We start from the raw sequence: 19,372 nt of genomic DNA on the forward strand, positions 1-19,372 counted from the left end.
GGCCCGAAATACCGGCGTCGGACGGTGCCAGCCAGGCATGGCCTGGCTCTACGCCGCCCCTCCCCCCACACCCGGTAAGTCCACCGAAGCCGACCCCCGAAGCCGCAATGCCCGGTAGTGCCACCCCATGGGTGGCAGGCCAGACAATTCCGAAGCGGTGGAGACCCCATGGGTGGCAGCCCAGACAATGTCGAACCCTAGTAATACCCGGACAAATTCAGGAAGAACCCCTTAGCCTCATACCGCAACTCGGTCAGGTCATCACTGAACTCGGTGAAGTTGTACCCCGCACCAATCTTGAAGTTCTGCCCCACCTGGCGGTCCACGCCCACCAGCCAGCCCTTCCTGTCGCCGCCCTCGCGCACGTCCAGCCAGCGGTACTCGCCCATCGCCTCCCACTGCGCGAACAACCGGTAGCGCAGCTGCAACGCGGAGAAGTTGACCCGGCTGTCCAGCCACGCACCCTCGCCGCGCCCGGTGCGGTAATCGCCCCAGCGCCCGGCCAGCTTCCCGGCCAGCTCCCACCGGTCGCTGAGCTGCATCACCCCTTCAAACGAGACGATCTGCGACTTCTGGTCGTACACGTTGCCACCTTCCTGGCCCAGCGACGCCACGTCGTAGAGATATGTGTACTTGCCGAAGGCCGCCCAGCGCGTGTTGTCGTGCGGACGCCAGGCAAAGCCCAGGTTGGACTCCACCAGCTTGGCATCGGCCAGCGGATTGCGCTTGTCATCGGTGTCGGCGTAGTTGGCGCGCAGCGCGATGCGCCAGTCCTCGTTGACCTTGTACAGCAGCCGGTTGGTGGTCACCCACTGCCGACGATCTTCAGCGCCTTCGTCGCGGCGGTATTCGAGCTTGCTCGTCCACTGCGTATCGGCATCGGTGCGGCCACCGCTGACGCTGTAGGCGCGGCGATCGACGCGCCCGGTCGTCGCGTCCAGTTCGCCGTCCATCACGCTGAAGCCCAGCGTCCAGCCCTGCGCGGGGTAGAAGTCCATGCCGAAGGTATGCACCAGGCCGGCGCTGTCGTCGCGACGGTCCTTCAGGTACTGGCTTTCGTTGAACACGTTGACCTGGTTGCTCAGCCGCCAGCGCTGGCCCAGCGTCCAGCCCGACTGCAGCCCGGTGTCGTAGAGCGGGTCGGTGGTGGTCCGGTCGGTGCTGTAGCTGTAGTTGCCATAGAAGCTGTGCTCGGGGGTCATCCAGTACTCGCCTTCGAGCTTGGCGCCATCCCCGCGGCTGCCGCTGCTCACTTCCGCCCCCAGGCTGGAGCGGTCGCCGAACAGGTAGCGCGCACCGAGCGTGGCCAGGTCGTTCTTCTCGTACGCGCCGCCGTCGTCATCCACGGTCAGCTGCCCTACCCCGTACAGCTCCCACTTGGCGCCGAAGCGCTGCCGGTAGCTCACTGCCGCCAGCGTCCCGTCCACGTCGGTGCCGGCGTTCTCTTCGCGCACCCGGCGCAGCTCGGCGCCGAGCTGGCCGTCGTTGCCCAGCCGCCAATCCATCGTGAGCTGCGACTGCTCCACCGCCACCTCACCACGCTCGGCGCGACTGTGCCGGCCATACAGGCTCAGGTTGTCGGTGAAGTAGCCCAGGAACTCGGCACCGTATTCCTCCAGCGCCAGCCCACTGTCCATGCGCGAGACCGAGAAGCCAGCGTCCACGTCGCGCCACCAGGCGCCCATGCTCCAATCCTGTTTTGTCCAGCCCAGCTCACGCAGGTTGGCCCGCGCTTCCACCGCGCGGGCATCGCCCTTGCGGTCGCCGCTGACCGGATTGCGCTGGATGAAGCTCAGGCCGCCGTTGTCGGAGTAGAAGATCGGCGCTGCGGTGGCTTCGGTATGGGTCTGCTCCAGCTTGAGGTAGGTACCACGCCCGGCCTGCAGGGTCAGGTCGGCGCCCATCAGGCTGTAGTCGTCGCCACTGCGGTTCTCGTCGACGTAGGTGCCACCCACCGCCACGTGGTCGCCGAACCACTGCTTGCCGCGCAGGCCGGCGCTCACGTCGTCGGTGCTGAAGCCCAGCGGGATGTACTCGTAGTCCACCAGCAGCAGCTGGTCATAGCCATCCAGCGGCGTATCACGGGTCAGCGTGCGTACGTTCTCGCGCGTGATCTGCGACAGCGCGCGGGTCAGGAACAGGCGGCCCTGGATTTCATTGATCTCGTAGTCCACGCCGCGCTGCAGGGTGGTGCGCACTTCGGTGCGGCCGGTGGTACGGTCGCGCACCTCCAGTACCACCTGCTCCGAGCCGGGCAGCAGGTCGGTGTGACGCAGGTAGTAGAGGCTGCCGCCGGTGCCGAGGAACTCGGTATGGCCAAGCGCGGACTGCGCCTCGGAACCGAAGGCCTTGAGCAGCGAACGCGGGTCGCCCAGCGGGGTGGTCGCGCGCGAACGCCAGCTCACCGCCGCGCCGTACAGCGAACGCACGTACTGGCCGTACTCGGTGCCGGTGAAGCCGGTGGCGAAGTTGCCCCACAGCGCCTGGTTCTGGTCCCAGTCCACGCGCACGTACAGCTTGCCCTGCGTGTCGATGTCGCGATACGTGGTGGAGTCGTCACCGTATACCGGGTAGTACTGGTCCGGATCCAGGCGGCGGAACACGTCCCGGGCGTCGGCATCCAGGAAGCCGTCGAACAGCCGCTTCAGCTCGCGGTCGTAGGTGTCGGCCTGCGCGGTGACCAGGTACTTCCCGCGCAGCTTGCTCTTCAGGTAGAACGCCAGCCGGCCTTCGCTGAGGAAGCTGTCGTCCTGGTCGCGGTCGGCGGCGAGTGGATCCAGGTTGCCGCTGGCGGTATTGCGCGACAGCGTCACATCGGCCAGCGCCACCAGGAAGCGGTAGCTGCCGGTCACTTCCACGTCGAGCGTGCGGGTCAGCGTCGGCGCATCCATGGCCTCCACCTGCACGGTGTACCGGTGCTCGCCGATCGGCTCCAGGAACTCGGCGGCGAACTTCTGCTCCAGGTCCACCGGGAAGCTCTGCCCGTTGATCATCACCCGTGCATTGGGGCTCAACCCACGCCCGTAGATCCGCACCCGCGAGCCATAGATCGGAATGTTCTGCTGGCGCAGCGCGTTCTGCCCGTAGATGGCATTGCTCAGCTGCTGGGCCTGCGCATCGTCGCCATCGAGCACGCGACCCAGGGTGCGCTGCACGTTGTCCCGCACCAGCTGGGTGCCGCGTTCGTAGTCGGTGGGCAGTACCAGCTGGAAGCGCTGCGCGTTGGTTTCATCGAAGGAACCATCCCGGCCGTAGGCCCGGGCGATGTACTGCAGGTCGTCGCCAACGCGCAGGTTGAGGTTGTCCGGCAGCTGCCCGTCCCACTCGATGTTGCCGACGTAGTCCACCGGCATCTCGATGCGCGCCAGCGGCGTGACCAGATCGGTGTCGCTGCCGCGGTAGATCACCACTTCCAGGCGCTCGATGAACGAGGCGTAGTTGTTGTAGCCGTGGAAGCGCAGCGGCTTGGTCAGCCGGCCGTTCTCGAACGGGGCCATGGAGCCGGTCTGCACATTGAGCACCGGCGCCGACAGCGCCGGATCTTCGGTGGCCCAGACCACGGCGCCATCGGGGAGCTCGGTGGCCGACGCACCATTGGGTGCCGGCACCCCCGCGCCGGGTTCCGCAGGACCGACGGGAGCATCCGCCGCCGGACGCACCTGCAGCAGCAGGTCGTTGCCCTGCCGGCAGCCGTCCACCCCGCACAGGGTAGTGGGCACGTCGGGCAGCGGTTGCGGCGCCTGCGCGTGGGTCATCGGCGACCACACCGCCAACAGGAGCATCAGGGAGCTGAGTGAGGTCTTGCGGTTCATGGTCATCTCCTCAGCGGTCCGCACGGTCGGCGGGGCGGGCCGGCGCAGCGGGCTGCACCTGGACCTGCACACGGGCGGCAACATCGGCAGGCAGCCGTGGCAGCAGGGCCTTGCGCAGCACCTCGGCGCGCTGCCCGGCCAGTGCGGGCGTGGCCTGCCCGGCGGCTACGTTGACCTGTCCCCCGCCCTGCGCCTCCAGCGTGCGTGCTGCATGCGCCAGCACCGTCTCAGCGGCGGCGCCCAACGTGGCCTGGCCGGGAACGAACAGCCCTTCCCCGACCTCCAGCACCGATTGCGGTGGCCCGGCGTTGAACCTGCCTTCGGGCAATGCCACGCCGAAGTCGAAGCGCACCGGCAACCCCGGGGTGATCCGGCGCAGCAGCGGATTGCGGGTCGTGAAGCGCGCGTCGGCCGGCAACGTGGTCGGATCGACCTTGAGGATGAAGTTGCGTCCGCGCGCCTGGCCACCGTTGATGCCGACCAGGTGGTAGCGGCCGTACGCATCGGTTTCGATCACCAGGCCTTCCACCGATGCCACGCGGACACCCGGGATGCCACGTTCGCCTGCATCCTGCACGCCGTTGCCATTGCGGTCATTGAACACGCTGCCGATGACCAGGCTTTCGTCCAGCAGCGGGTCGCCGATCACCTCCACGTCGGCCGAGGCGACGTTGCTGATGGTGGTGCCCAGCACGTCATTGGCGGTGATGCGGTTGGTATGTACACCCAGTCCCACGCCCGCCCCCACCCGCAGGTAGTACACCAGCGTGGCCGATCCACCGGCGCGGATGTCCAGGCCGTCGATGCGCAGCGGTGCCACGCCGCTGGCACGTGCGGAATTGTCGATGTCCTGCGCTTCGAACCCGCCCGGGATGAAGGTGAAGCCGCTGGGCAGGGTATCGAACAGGGTGACGCCCAGCGCGTCGAAGTCGCCCATGTTCTCCACGGTGACCACATAGCGCACCACGTCACCCACCTTCACGCTGCGCTGGGTGGCCTGCTTGGTCAGGCGCAGCACCACCGCGTCGGCGGTGACCACCACGTTGACCCAGCCTTCCACGCACACCGGGGTGGGCATCGAGGCATCGCAGATGTTGTAGCTGAAGTTGTCCAGGCCGCTGTAGCCCACGAAGGCGGTGTAGATGCATTCGCCATTGCCGCAGGTTGCGCGTCCGTTGCCCGCCGCCCGGCCCAGCCGCATCGACGCCGGGTTGATCCGCGCGCCGCTGGTGGTGAGGTTGTCCAGCAGCAGTACGGTGGTGGTGGTCCCACTGAGCACGGTGATGTTCTCGTCCACCACGTCCACGTCATTGACCTGGGTCTGCACGGTCACCGTGGCATTGCTGCAGACCGCCGGCGAGTCCTGGTTGCAGAGGCTGTAGGTGAAGCTGTCGGCACCGCTGAAGTTGGTCATCGGGGTGTAGCGCACGCTGCCGTCCGGCAGCACCACCGCCGTGCCCATGGTCGGCGCGGTGGTGATGGTCACCGCCACCGTGCCCGGATCGACCGGCGTGCCATTGGCCAGGTCGTTGGCCAGCACCGGCACATCGACGGCCGTGTCCTGCGGCGTGCTGGCCTGGTCGTTGTTTGCCACCGGGACGCTGTTGGGTGCTGCCGCCAGGGTGACCGACACCGTACCCACCGCGCATACCGTGGGCTGCGCCACCAGGCAGATCTGGTAGGTGGTGGTGTAGGTCGTCCCGGGCGTACCGGCAGTGACATCGACGCTGCCGTCGGGCTGGATGGTCAGCGTCGGGGTGTTGGTCGGGGTCAGCACCACCGTGGTCGGGTCCACGGGCGTGCCGTTCAACGTGTCGTTGGTCAGCACGTTGGTCACGCCGGTGGCGCCGCCCGGGGGCACGCCCGGCACGCTGTCGTCGTTGGCCACCAGGACACCCGCACTGGCCAGCGTGACCGACACCGTGCCGATATCGCACACCGCCGGCTGGGCCACCAGGCAGATCTGGTAGGTGGTGGTGTAGGTGGTGCCGGGCGTGCCCGCCGCGACGTTGACACTGCCGTTGGGCTGGATGGTGATGGCGGCGGTGTTGACCGGGGTCAGCACCACGGTGGCCGGGTCCAGCGCGGCACTGTTGTAGGTGTCGTTGGTCAACACGTTGGCCACACCGTTGGCGCCGGCGGCCGGCACATTGGCCACCGTGTCGTCCACCGCGTCGAGCAGGCCCGGCGTGGTGGCCAGGGTGACCGACACCGTGCCGATGTCGCACACCGTCGGCTGTGCCACCAGGCACAGGCGGTAGGTGGTGGTGTAGGTGGCACCCGGAGTACCGGCCGCCACGTCCAGGCTGCCGTTGGGCTGGATGGTCAGCGCGGTGGTGTTGTTCGGGGTCAGCACCACCGTGGACGGGTCGAGCGCGGCGCCGTTGAAGGTGTCGTTGGCGAACACATTGAGCACGCCGAGCGCACCGGTTGCCGGCACGTTGCTGGCGGTGTCGTCCACCGCGTCCAGCAGCGAGGCCGTGACGGTCACGCTGACCGTGGCCGTGTCGCACACGTTGAGGTTGGGCGCGGGCAGGCACACCTGGTAGGTGAAGGTGTCGGTACCGGTGAAGCCTGCGTTGGGGGTGTAGCTGATGGTGTTGTCGCCGTTGACCACGGCGGTGCCGTTGGACGGCGGCACCGGCACGGTGAACACCGCACCGACCGGCAACGTATCGTTGGCGGCCACGGCCAGTACCGTGGTGCCGGTACCGGCGGGCAGCGCGTCGTCGGCCGCATCCGGGCGCACCGCGACCAGCGCGGTGGCCTGGGCGCAGTTGCCCGGCTGTGCGTTCTCGCACACCTGGTAGGTGAGCGTGGTCGCTGCCGGCAGCGTGCCCGGTGCCACGGTCACCACGCCGTTGGCGGCCATGCTGTAACCCGGCACCGCGCCGACCAGCGAGGCGGTCACCGGCGTGGTCCCCGGAACGATCGGGGCGCCGTTGAAGGTGTCGTTAAGCAGCACGCTGGCGGTGGTGCCACCGGTCGGTGCAACCGGCGCGCTGCTGAAGTCATCGGCCTGCGCGACCAGCGCGCTGGCCGTCACCGTCAGGCTTACCGACGCGGTATCGCACACGCTGCCATTCGGTGCGGGCAGGCACACCTGGTAGGTGAAGCTGTCCGCGCCGGTGAAGCCTGCGGTTGGCGTGTAGCTGATGCTGCCATCGGGATTGACCACGGCGGTGCCGTTGGCCGGCGCGACCGGAATGGTGATCGTCGGGTTGAGCGGCAGCGTGTCGTTGGCGGTCACCGCAAGCACCGTGGTCGCGCCCGCCGTGGCCGACAGCGTGTCGTCCGCAGCGGCCGGGCTGACCGCCACAAGCGCGGTGGACTGCGCGCAGTTGGTCGGCACCGCGGTCTCGCAGACCTGGTAGGTCAGCGTCACTGCAGCGGGCGTGGTGCCGGCCGCAACGGTGACGACACCGTTGGCGGCCATGCTGTAGCCCGGCACCGGGCCCAGCAACGACGCGGTCACCGGGGTCGTGCCGGGCACGATCGGGGTGCCATTGAACGTGTCGTTGAGCAGCACGCTGGGCGTGCTGCCACCGGCAGCCGGTGCGATCGGGGTGCTGCTGAAGTCGTCGGCCACGGCGGTGACCGTGGTGACGGCGACGGTGATCGAGACCGTCGCGGTGTCGCACACACCGGCACCCGGGGCGGGCAGGCAGGCCTGGTAGGTGAAGCTGTCCGGGCCGGTGTAGCCGGGGTTGGGCGTGTAGCTGATGGTGCCGTCGCCGTTGACGATGACGCTGCCGTTGGCCGGGCCGGCCGATACGGTGAGGGTCGGATTGACCGGCAGGGTGTCGTTGGCGATGACGTTGAGCACCGTGGTGGTACCCGCCGCTGCGGTCAGCGTGTCATCAACCACGACCGGGCTGACCGCGACCACGGCGGTGGACTGCGCAGTTGGTCGGCACGGCCACTTCGCACACCTGGTAGCTGAGCGTCACCGCCGCCGGCGTGGTGCCGGGGGCCACGCTGACCACACCGTTGGTGGCCATGCTGTACCCGGTCACCGGGGTCACCAGCGATGCCGCGACCGGAGTGGTCCCGGGCACGATGGCCGCGCCGTTGAAGGTGTCGTTGAGCAGCACGCTGGCGGTGCTGCCACCGGTCGCCGGTGCGATCGGTGCCGCGGTGAAGTCATCGGCCACCGCAGTGAGCGTGGTCGCGCTGACGGTGAGGGTCACCGTGGCGGTATCGCAGACACTGCCGCCCGGTGCCGGCAGGCACAGCTGGTAGGTGAAGCTGTCCGGGCCGGTGTAGCCGGCGGTCGGGGTGTAGCTGATGGTGCCGTCGCCATTGACCACGGCGGTGCCGTTGGTCGGTGCGACCGGAAGGGTGACCACCGGGTTCAGCGGCGCCGCATCGTTGGCCAGGACGTTGAGTACGGTGGTGGTGCCGGCGGTGGCCGGCAGGGCGTCTGCCACCGCATCCGGGCTCACCGCCACCAGCACGGTCGTGGCCGCGCAGTTGGTCGGCACCGCGTTCTCGCACACCTGGTAGTTGAGCGTCACCGCGGCGGGCGTGGTGCCGGCCGCAACGGTGACGACGCCGTTGCCGGCCATGGTGTAGCCGGGCGCCGTGGTGAGCAGCGATGCGGTCACCGCCGTGGTCCCGGGCACGATGGCCGCACCATTGAAGGTGTCGTTGAGCAGCACGCTGGCGGTGCTGCCGCCGGTCGCCGGTGCGATCGGTGCCGCGGTGAAGTCATCGGCCACCGCGGTGAGCGTGGTCGCGCTGACAGTGAGGGTCACCGTGGCGGTATCGCAGACACTGCCGCCCGGTGCGGGCAGGCACAGCTGGTAGGTGAAGCTGTCCGGGCCGGTGTAGCCGGCGGTCGGGGTGTAGCTGATGGTGCCGTCGCCATTGACCACGGCGCTGCCGTTGCTCGGTGCGACCGGAAGGGTGACCACCGGGTTCAGCGGCGCCGCATCGTTGGCCAGGACGTTGAGCACGGTGGTGGTGCCGGCGGTGGCCGGCAGTGCATCGGCCACCGCATCGGGGCTGACCGCGACCACGACGGTGGCGCCGGCGCAGTTGGTCGGCACCGCGTTCTCGCACACCTGGTAGTTCAGCGTCACCGCGGCGGGCGTGGTGCCGGCCGCAACGGTGACGACACCGTCGGCGGCCATGCTGTAACCGGGCTCGACGGTGAGCAGGGTGGCGGTCACCGGGGTGGTACCCGGCACGATCGGCGCACCGTTGAAGGTGTCGTTGAGCAGCACGCTGGCGGTACTGCCGCCGGGCGCCGGCGCGATGGGCGCGTTGGTGAAGTCGTCGTTGACCGCAGCAAGGCCGGTCAGGCTGACGGTGACCGCCACTGCAGCGGTATCGCAGACGGACGCACCCGGCGCAGGCAGGCACACCTGGTAGGAGAAGGTGTCCGCGCCGGTGAAGCCGGCCGTGGGCGTGTAGGTGATGGTGCCGTCGCCATTGACCACCGCGACGCCGTTGGCGGGCGCAACCGCGATCGTGATCGACGGGTTGGCCGGCAGCGTGTCATTGGCGCCGACATTGAGCACGGTGGCGGTCCCCGCCGTGGCCGGCAGGGTGTCGTCCACCGCGTCCGGGCTGACCGCCACCACGGCGGATGCGGCGGCGCAGTTGGTCGGGACGGCGGTCTCGCAGACCTGGTAGTTCAGGGTCACCGCGGCAGGCGTGGTGCCCGGGGCCACGCTGATCACGCCGTCGGCGGCCATGCTGTAGCCGGTTTCCGTGGTCAGCAGGGTGGCGGTCACCGCGGTGGTGCCCGGCACGATGGGCGCGCCATTGAAGGTGTCGTTGAGCAGCACGCTGGCGGTGCTTCCACCGGCGGCCGGTGCGATCGGCGTGGCCGTGAAGTCATCGGCCGCAGCGGTGAGCGAGGTCACCCCCACCGTGACGGCGACCGTGGCGGTGTCACAGACACCGGCACCCGGGGCCGGCAGGCAGACCTGGTAGGTGAAGCTGTCCGCGCCGGTGAAGCCGGCCGTGGGCGTGTAGCTGACGGTGCCGTCGCCGTTGACGAGCGCCGTGCCGTTGGTCGGCGCGGCAACGACAGTGACGGTCGGTGCGAGCGGGGCGGTGTCGTTGGCCAGCACGTTGAGCACGGTGGTGGCGCCGGCAGTGGCCGGCAGCGCGTCGTCCACCGCGTCGGGGCTGACCGCGACCACGGCCGTGGCTCCGGCGCAGTTGGTCGGCACCGCGTTCTCGCAGACCTGGTAATTCAGCGTTACCGCCGCCGGCGTGGTACCGGCGGCCACGGTGATCACGCCATTGGCCGCCATGCTGTAGCCGGTGACCGGCGAGGACAGCGAGGCGGTCACCGCCGTGGTACCGGGAATGATCGGTGCACCGTTGAAGGTGTCGTTCAGCAGCACGCTGGTGGTGCTGCCACCGGTGGCCGGCGCGATGGGCGTGGCGGTGAAGTCATCGTTGGTCGCGGTGAGCGTGGTGGCGCTCACGGTCAGCGACACCGTGGCGGTGTCACACACCCCGGCGCCCGGCGCCGGGAGGCACACCCGGTAGGTGAAGCTGTCAGGACCGGTGTAGGCGCCGGTCGGGGTGTAAGTGATGCTGCCGTCGCCGTTGGCCACGGCCGTGCCGTTCGCGGGGGCGCCGACGATGGTGACCACCGGGTTCAGCGGTGCGCTGTCATTGGCAAGCACGTTGAGCACGTTGGCGGTGCCGGCGGTAGCCGGCAGCGTGTCATCGGTCGCGTCCGGGCTGACCGCAACGAGCGCGGTGGCGGCTGCGCAGTTGGTCGGCAGGGCGGTCTCGCACACCTGGTAACTCAGGGTCACCGCGGCAGGCGTGGTGCCTGGCGCCACGCTGACCACGCCGTTGGCGGCCATCGTGTAGCCGGTAACCGGACTGATCAGCGTGGCGGTCACCGGGGTGGTGCCCGGCACGATCGGCGCGCCATTGAACGTGTCGTTGAGCAGCACGCTGGCGGTGCTGCCGCCCGCCGCCGGCGGGATCGGCGACGCGGTGAAGTCGTCGTTCGTCGCGGTCACCGTTGTCGCCGTCACCGTGAGCGCCACCGTGGCGGTATCGCACACGCTGCCATGCGGGGCCGGCAGGCACAGCTGGTAGGTGAAAGTATCGGGTCCGACAAACGCACCGGTGGGCGTATAGCTGAGCGTACCGTCGCCGTTGACGACCACGTTGCCGCCGGTCGGGGCGGTGGTCACGCTGAGCACCGGCGTTAGCGGCGCCACGTCGTTGGCCAGCACGTTGAGCACGGTGGTGGCGCCGGCGGCCGCCGGCAGCACGTCATTGACCGCGTCGGGGCTCATCACGACCACGGCGGTGGCCGTGGCGCAGTTGCTGGGCAGCGCGGTTTCGCAGACCTGGTAGTCCAGGGCGATGGAACCGGGCAGCGTGCCGGCGGCCACGGAGATCACGCCGTTGGCGGCCATGCTGTAGCCCGAAGCCAGCGTGGTGAGCGAGGCGGTGACCGGGGTGGTGCCGGGCACGATGGCCACGCCGTTGAAGGTGTCGTTGAGCAGCACGCTGGGCGTGCTGCCGCCGGTGGGCGGGATCGGGCTGGCGCTGTAGTCGTCGTTGACCGCGACCAGGGCGCCTGCGGCGATGGTGATCGCGACCTGTGCGGTATCGCAGGTGGCGCCGTCCGGTGCGGGCAGGCACACCTGGTAGGTGAGCGTGTCGGCGCCGCTCTGCCCGGCGTTGGCGGTGTACTGCAGGGTGCCATCGGCCGCGAGCACGGCAACGCCCTTGGTCGGCAGCTGGGTCACCGTGAAGGTGGCACCGGCGGGCACATTGTCATTGGCGGCCAGGTTGAAGCTGCCCGGCTGGGTGCCGGTGACGGTGGCCGTGTCATCGGCCGCATCCGGCGCGATCAGCACCTGTACGTCGGCCGTGTCGCAGTTGGTCGTGGAGCCGAGTTCGCACAGGGCATAGCTGAGCGTGGTGGCACCGGCCGGGGCGAACCCGGCCACGGTGATGACACCGGCACCATCGATGCTGAAGCCGGCCGGTGCGCCCACCAGATTCACCGTGACCTGCAGCGGATTGGCCGCGGCGCCGTTGAAGGTGTCGTTGCCCAGCACGCTGGGCGTGGTGCCGCCCACGCCCGGCGCGAACACCGGTGCGCGGAAGTTGTCGTCCAGCGCGTTGAGGGTGTTGGCGACCACGGTGATGTTCACCGTGCCGGTGGCGCAGGTGGTGGCGTCCGGCGCCGGCAGGCATACCTGGTACTGCGCGGTCTGCGGGCCGGCGGCAGCCGGCGTGTAAGTGAAGCTGCCGTTGGGCTGCAGGGTGAAGGTGCCTGCGGCGGGCGGCGTGAGCAGCGTATAGCCCGCATCGGCCGGTGCGTTGTCGTTGATGCTGACGTCGCCCACCAGCGGTTGCCCGGCCGGCGTGGTGTAGGTGTCGTCGGCAGCCGCGGGGGCGATCAGCAGGGCGACCTGCGCGGTATCGCAGTTGCTGCCCGCGCCGGCTTCGCACAGCTCGTAGGTGAGGCTGACTGCACCGGCGGCGGCGCCGGCGGGCACGTTGATGACCCCGGCGCTGGTGATGGTGAAGCCCGGTGGCGGCGCGTTGACCAGGCTCAGGGTGACCTGGGCGGCGGTGACCGGGGCGGCATTGAAGGTGTCGTTGCCCAGCACGCTGGCGGTGCTTCCGCCGGTGACCGGCGAAATCACCGGGGCGGTGAACACATCGTCGACCGCATCGATCGTATTGGCCGCGATGGTCACGCTCACCGTCGCCGTCGCGCAGGTGGCACCGTTCGGCGCTGGCAGGCAGACCCGGTAGTCGAAGGTGTCGGTACCGCTGGTCCCCGGGTTGGCGGTGTAGGTGAGCGTGCCGTTGCCGGCAAGATCGATGGTGCCCAGCGTGGGCGCGGTAATGGCGAAGTACTCCGAACCGGTCGGTGCATTGTCATTGGTCGCGATCGAACCGTTCACCGACTGCCCGGCCTGCACGTTGAAGGTGTCAGCCACTGCAGTGGGCGCCACCAGCAGCTGGACGTCGGCGTCGTCGCAGTTGGCCGGCACCGCGACTTCGCACAGGCGGTAGCTGAGCGTGACCAGGCCGGCCGGAATGTTGGCGGCCACGGCGATGGTGCCGCTGGTCGGGTCCAGGGTGTATCCCGGCGTGGTCGAGAGCAGGGTCGCGGTCACCGTCCCCGGCACCACGGCGCTGCCATTGAGGGTGTCATTGCCCAGCACGCTGGGCGTGGTGCCGCCGGCGCCCGGGACGGCGGTGGCGAAGGTGTCGTCGTTGGCCAGCAGCGCGTTCGCGCCGAGCGTCACGGTAACGATCGCGGTATCGCAGACAGTGCCATTGGGCGCCGGCAGGCAGACCTGGTAGCTGAAGGTGTCGGTGCCGGCAGCGCCCGCGTTGGGGGTGTACGTGAAGGCGCCATCGCCGCCGATGACCGCCGTGCCCTGGGTGGCCGGGGTGACCAGCGAGAACGCTGCGCCGGGCGCGGCGATGTCGTTGGTACCCACGTTACCCAGCGCCGGCTGCCCTGCACCGGGCGTGGTCACGGCATCGTCCACCGCATCGGGCCCGACCACCAGCTGCACGTTGGCGGTATCGCAGAGCGTGGGCGCGCTGGTGAGGCAGATGCGGTAGGCCAGGGTCACCGCGCCGGCGGCGGTGCCTGCAGGCACGGTGATGAAGCCACCGGCGTCCATCACGTAGCCGGCCGGAGCGGTGATCAGGGTGGTGGTCAGAGTGGCTGCCACGACCGGATTGCCGTCGAAGGTGTCATTGGCCAGCACGCTGGTGGCCAGCGTGCCGCCACTCTGTGCCGGCACCGGAGTTGCGGTGAAGTCATCGGCCACCGCGTCGATGACGCTGGCATTGATGTTCAGCGTGACCGTGGCGGTATCGCACGCGGCGCCATTGGGCGCGGGCAGGCACAACTGGTAGCTGAAGGTGTCGGTGCCGGTCGCGCCTGCATTGGCGGTGTAGGTGAAGCTGCCATCGCCGAGCAGCTGCAGGGTGCCCTGGGTGGGCGCGGTGCCGGTCTGGGTGAAGCTGGAGTCGACCACGTAGTTGTCGTTGTCGCGCACGTTGGCGACCAGCTGCGCGCCAGCCTGCACGGCGTAGCTGTCGTCCACGGCATTGGGGCCGACCACCAGCAGCACGTTGGCGGTATCGCAGTTGGCCGGTGATGCCTGTTCGCACAGCTGGTAGGTCAAGGTCACCGGGCCGGCGGCGGCGGTGGCCGGCACGTTGACGGTGCCATCGGGGGCAATGCTGTAACCCGACGGCGCACTGGTCAGCGACAGCACCATGTTGGCGGCCACTACCGGGACGCCGTTGAGGGTGTCGTTGGTCAACACGCTGGCGGTGGTGCCACCGGCACCCGGCGGCAACGGCGCGGCGCGGAAGTCGTCATCGTTGGCAAGCAGCGCTGCGGCCTGCACGGGAATGGTGGGGGTGGTGGCGGTGTTGTCGCCCGGGGTCGGGTCGGTGGTGCCCAGCGGCGGGGTGATGGTGGCCACGTTGGCGGCGATGGTGGCCGGCGTGGTGGTCGGCGCGGTGCCGTTGACCAGCACCACCAGGACTTCACCGACGCCGACGTTGACGCCGATGTTGACGCTGCCGGTGCCCGATGCCGCCGCACACTGCGTGCTGGGCGAGACCACCGCGCAGGTCCAGCTCACCGCGGTCAGCTGCGCCGGCACGCTGTCGACCAGCGTGGCCCCCACCGCCTGCGACGGCCCCTGGTTGCGCAGCTCGATGCGGTACTGCACCGCGCCGCCGGCGGCGACCGGCGTGGGCGTGGTGATGGTCTTGGACACGCTCAGCTGCGCGCTGGCGGCCAGCGTGTTGCTGTCGCTGCTGGTGTTGTTGCCCGGGGTGGGATCGGAGATGTCGGCCGGTGCGGCGACCGTGGCGGTATTCACCAGCGGGTTGCGGTAGGCCTGCGCCTGCGCTCCACCCGCGGCCAGGGTCGTCAGCAGGAGGCCGGCCAGCGGCAGCGCGCGGGCGCGCAGGCAGCTTGCAGCGAGCTGGGGAAGGAAGCGTCGGGCGCTGGCGGTCGACATGCAGGAATCCTCGAAAGCAGCGCGCAGGCGTTCGGCCGCGCACCACGTGTTGCGACGTTGCTGTCGGCGCGCCACCGGGCGCGCCGGGTGGATACGGCTAGTACGCGGCAGGGTCGGCGCTGAAGATCACCGGCACGGTGATCGTTGCCTGCCCGCCGTTGATCAGGTCCACACCCAGGCTCACCCCATTGGTTCCCGCCGCACCGCCACTGGCCGCGCTGCACACGCTCCCCGCCGATGCGGTACAGCTCCATGGCGCGCTCAGCGTGGCGCCCGCTGGCAAGGTGTCGGTCACCTGTGCGGCCGTGACCGGATCGGGCCCGGCGTTGCTGACGGTGATCACGTAGCTGGCGGTTCCACCGGGGGTGTAGGAACCGCTGCCATCGGACTTGGTGATCGACAGATCGGCCTGGCGCGTGCGGTTGGTGATGCGGCACACCACGTTGAGTGGCTGCGCCGACAGCGCCGGTGAGGTGAAGTTGAAGTTCTGCCCGGTACCGCTGGTCAGCGTGGTCCCTGCCTGGTCCTTGCACTCCCAGGTACTGGCGTAACGCGCAAGCACCGTGGCGGTGCCGGCGGTTTCAGCCAGGGTGTAGACCGTGCCGGGCGTGGTGACCACCGCAGTGGTGGCGCCGTTGTTGCCGACGTTGGCCACGCTGGCCAGCACCGTGGCACCTTGCGCCACGCTCAGATTGAACAGCCCCGGGTCGGTGGTCGGCGCCAGCGTCTTGACCAGCTGGACGGTGGCCGCGCAGCTCTGCGAGATGCTTTCGACGGTGAACACGGCCTGGCCGATGCGGATGCCGAGCAGGCCCAGCAGGTTGTCCACGACACCGCCGAGCACCGCGCTCAGGACCGGCGCCACCACCGTGTTGACCACCGGCCGCAGGACCGGCAGCAGGGTCTGTACCACCGCATTGACGATGCTGTTCACCGGCAGCGGCAGCTGCACGAAGTTGTTGACCAGCCGCACCACCGGTGTGCCACTGGTGATGCTGATGTCCAGGCTGTTGACCAGGCTGGTGACCAGGGCGGTGGCACTGACGGTGCCGGCCGAAAGCGTGCGCGTCTGTGGGTAGTGTCCGTTGAAAACGACCGACTGCGTCGACGGCGTCCCCGTGGCAACCGCCCGCAGCGACACCGTCAGCGGCACGTCGACGTCGGCCACCTTCAGCGCGGAAAGCAGGCTTACCGCAACGGTCACGTTGAGCGTGGTCGCGTTGATCGGGGTGACGCTGGCGGGGGTCAGCACTGCGGTGCGGTTGAAGAACACGGCATCGCTGATGGTGCCGATGTACAGGTTCACCAGGCCCGGACGCGCCTGCAGGGTGACCGCACTGCTGGCCAGGTTGACGGCGTTGATCGTGCCTTCGGCGCGGGCGATGTCGGCGTACACCGACAGGTGCAGCAGCGAGGCGGTGATGGTGGTGCCGGACAGCGACACCAGGCCGGCAACATTCAACCCGTTGAGTGCGTTCACCAGCGGTGCGATGGTCAGGCCCTGGGCGATGTCGAAGTCGAACTTCAGTCGGATCGCGGCACTGTGGAACCCGGTACCGACCGGGCCGCAGTTGTAGGTGGGCGGCTCGACCACCTGCGCCCAGACGCGCACGTTGGCCAGGCCACCGAGGCCCAGGGGCGCGAGCTGCGCGGTGGTGAGGGTGACCGGGGTGGGCGTGGTGACCACGTTGCGGAAGTTGTACAGCTGCACGCCGCCGGTGATCAGGTCGAGCACGTCCAGGTTGACGTTGGCCAGGGAGCCGGGTGGCAGGCTCACCTGGAGCAGATCGGCAAGGCGGATGGTGCCGGTCAGGCCGCTGATGGCGGGGGTCAGCAGATTCAGCGCATTGGCTGCGGCCGTCTGGCCGTCCGCCTGCAGTACCGAGACCAGCGCGGCCTGCAACTGGCCCAAGGTGATGTTCGCATTCAGCACCTGGCTGGGGTCACTTACGACAACACCGCCATTAAGTCGGGTCAGCAGCGCATTCAGATTTACGTCGGCCCCGGCCAGGCTGTTCCAGTCCAACGCCGTGAGATTGATATTGGTTCCCGGAAGCAGCGTGGAAAACAGCAGATTCAGCACCGGACTCTCGGCGCTGGTCACCTGCACCAACCGCGGCCCCGCGGAGACGCACGCGCCGTTCGCGGTACAGGCATCCTGCGCCTTCACATTGGAAACTGCGCCCATTAATGAGAGCGCCATCACAATCAGGACCCATATTCTCACCAAGCTGAATCGCCCTGACGCGACATTCACATCGCAGACTTTATCCATCTTCCGTCCCCCTGCGCCAAGCCGAATTGCTCCAGCACGGCCGGCGAACCAACCATGAGCAGCATGCGGGACCTGCTTTTTCGGCGTTTTTTGAATTGCCGGCCATCGTTGGCCGGTTAATGCTTTAATTACGTCGGCAATCGGATAGACGCAAACAAGGCGAGGTGAAGACGGCAGTTAGCAGCGCTGACGTTCACGGGGGAGCAGATGGGAAACCCTTGGGCGACAGGTACGTGTAGTGATTCTGTACATCCGCGGAAAAGAATCACTGCCCGGGCAGTATCGATAACTACCCATCGTGAAAATGGACAGGCAAAGGGAGATTCCAATGCTGTCGATGTCGGATCGAATTCGAGCAGCGAGGACCACGGCAGGGCTTTCTCAGACGCAACTGGCCCTGGAAACCGGAGTTAAACGCAGTGCGGTCGCGCAATGGGAGCGTAAGGAGGGCACTACCCCAAGCGTGTCGCATCTGGCACAAGTCGCCGTGGTCACCCGCGTGCGATTCGAATGGCTGGCGACCGGGAGGGGGTGTGCCAAACCGGACGGCGACACGCTGCACGGCACCGTGCAGCCCAACGCCGATTACGTGCAGAAGGACCTGGAGGGCAACATCCTGTCGCTGGTACGGCGCCTGCCGCCGCGCAAGCGCAAGGTGGCCCACGACATCATCCTGATGCTGGGCGGGTAGCTGACGACCGCGGGTGGTTACCCGGGGAGGTGCAGCGCCGCGCGTGGCGGCAACGACCAGTCGATGCCGCCCTGGCCATGCCGCTGCAGGTAGTCGTTGGTGGCGGAGAAGTGTCCGCACCCCAGGAACCCGCGATGCGCCGAGAGCGGCGACGGGTGCGGTGCCTTGAGCACGCGATGACGCCGGGTGTCGATCACCTTGCCCTTCTGCTGTGCATAGCTGCCCCAGAGCAGGAACACCAGCCCCTCACGCTCGCGGTTGAGAGTGTCCACCACGTGGTCGGTGAAGCCTTCCCAACCGCGCTTCTGGTGCGCCCCGGCCTGCCCTTCCTCCACGCTCAGCACCGCGTTGAGCAGCAGCACACCGCGCTGCGCCCACGGCAGCAGGCAACCGTGGTCCGGTCGCGGCAGGCCCAGGTCAGCCTCCAGTTCCTTGTAGATGTTCAGCAGCGACGGGGGCACCGGCACGCCGGGCATCACCGAGAAACTCAGGCCGTGGGCCTGGCCGGCGCCGTGGTACGGATCCTGGCCCAGGATGACCACCTTGACCTGGTCGAACGGGGTGGCATTGAAGGCGGCGAAGATCTGCGGGCCGGGTGGGAACACGTGCGCGCCGGCCGCCTTGCGTTCGCGCAGGAATGCCGCCAGGGCACGCATCTCCGGGCGCAGCAGGTAGTCGCCGATACGGGCCTTCCAGCTGGGTTCCAGCTGGATGCCCGGGTGTGCCTCGTCGTTCATCGCACGACGGGTTTGTCGTTGAGCCGGGCCAGACGCAGCTGGAACAGCACCTTGGTGACCAGCAGCCGTTCTTCGATCGGCTTCTGCACCAGGTCGTTGGCGCCGGCCTGCAGCAGGCTGGACTGGTTGAGCGGGTTGCCGTCACCGGTCATCACCAGCACCGGCAGGCGGCGCTTGCCGTAGCCGAAATCCACGCGTACCCGCTCGACCACGTCCAGGCCGCTGAGTTCGCCCTTCAGGGTCACGTCGGTCAGCACCAGGTCGATGCGATGGTTGCTGCGGCCCAGCGATTCGGCGGTGAGCAGGGCGAAGGCTTCTTCGGCCGTCATCACGTGCATCACGTTCAGGCTCTGCCGTTCGAGCATGCGCTTGGTGGCCTCGGCCACTACGCGGCTGTCTTCCACGTACAGGATGGTGGCGCCGGGAATGCTTTCCGGTTGCACGTACCCGCGGATGAAGGTCGCCAGCGCCTCATGCCCCAGCGCCTTGTCGAAGTAGTCGGTCACGTACTCGGTGAAACGACGCTGTTCCAGATGCTGCTGCGCATCGCCGGAGACCACGATCACCGGCACATAGGCCTGCCCGGCGGTTTCGCGGACCAGCCGCGCCAGCGCCAGGCCGTCGCCGTCGCTGAGCGTCAGCGAGGTGGTGACCAGGTTGACCGGACCGGCCTCCAGCGCCATGCGTGCATCCTCGATGCTGGCGCAGCCCACCACCTCGACCGCCGGCAGTTCGCGCTGAAGCACGTCGGCGATGAGCTTGCGGACCAGTTTCGAACCGTCGACCACCATGACGCGCGGCGCGTCGTCGACCAGGTGCTTCAATACTTGCGGGCGCATGCAGGAGGG

General features: G+C 68.6%; 7 protein-coding genes. 1 reads left to right on the forward strand and 6 read right to left on the reverse strand.

The window, feature by feature from the left end; all coding sequences use genetic code 11:
* Nucleotides 1-197 precede the first annotated feature (197 nt).
* The 4 genes from ACIGII_RS07290 to ACIGII_RS07305 form a co-directional block, all read right to left on the reverse strand.
* Nucleotides 198-3,812 carry a hypothetical protein gene (locus ACIGII_RS07290; RefSeq protein ID WP_399636164.1) on the reverse strand — a complete coding sequence of 1,205 codons (3,615 nt, stop codon included), beginning with the start codon at nt 3,810-3,812 and terminating at the stop codon, nt 198-200.
* Between the two features lie 10 nt (nt 3,813-3,822).
* Nucleotides 3,823-7,701, reverse strand: coding sequence for an Ig-like domain-containing protein (locus ACIGII_RS07295; protein WP_399636167.1), 3,879 nt, complete (start codon nt 7,699-7,701; stop codon nt 3,823-3,825).
* Nucleotides 7,673-14,821, reverse strand: coding sequence for a beta strand repeat-containing protein (locus tag ACIGII_RS07300; RefSeq protein ID WP_399636169.1), 7,149 nt, complete (start codon nt 14,819-14,821; stop codon nt 7,673-7,675). The genes ACIGII_RS07295 and ACIGII_RS07300 overlap by 29 nt, the downstream gene beginning before the upstream one ends.
* 97 nt (nt 14,822-14,918) lie before the next feature.
* Nucleotides 14,919-16,925: a hypothetical protein gene (locus ACIGII_RS07305; protein ID WP_399636172.1), complete on the reverse strand. Its 2,007-nt coding sequence runs from the start codon at nt 16,923-16,925 to the stop codon at nt 14,919-14,921.
* A gap of 499 nt (nt 16,926-17,424) precedes the next feature.
* On the opposite strand from ACIGII_RS07305, the gene ACIGII_RS07310 reads away from it, so the two are divergent.
* On the forward strand, nt 17,425-17,787 hold the full coding sequence (locus ACIGII_RS07310) for a helix-turn-helix domain-containing protein (protein ID WP_399636173.1): 363 nt from the start codon (nt 17,425-17,427) through the stop codon (nt 17,785-17,787).
* Nucleotides 17,788-17,804: 17 nt separating this feature from the next.
* Here the strand turns inward: ACIGII_RS07310 and ung are convergent, their stop codons facing one another.
* Together ung and ACIGII_RS07320 are read right to left on the reverse strand one after the other, a co-directional pair.
* Nucleotides 17,805-18,524: a uracil-DNA glycosylase gene (ung, locus tag ACIGII_RS07315; protein ID WP_399636176.1), complete on the reverse strand. Its 720-nt coding sequence runs from the start codon at nt 18,522-18,524 to the stop codon at nt 17,805-17,807.
* Nucleotides 18,521-19,363: a response regulator gene (locus ACIGII_RS07320; RefSeq protein WP_399636178.1), complete on the reverse strand. Its 843-nt coding sequence runs from the start codon at nt 19,361-19,363 to the stop codon at nt 18,521-18,523. Before ACIGII_RS07320 ends, ung begins: the two co-directional genes overlap by 4 nt.
* Between the last annotated feature and the right edge of the window lie 9 nt (nt 19,364-19,372).

This window comes from Stenotrophomonas sp. NPDC077420 (assembly GCF_044543385.1).
Lineage (GTDB): Bacteria > Pseudomonadota > Gammaproteobacteria > Xanthomonadales > Xanthomonadaceae > Stenotrophomonas.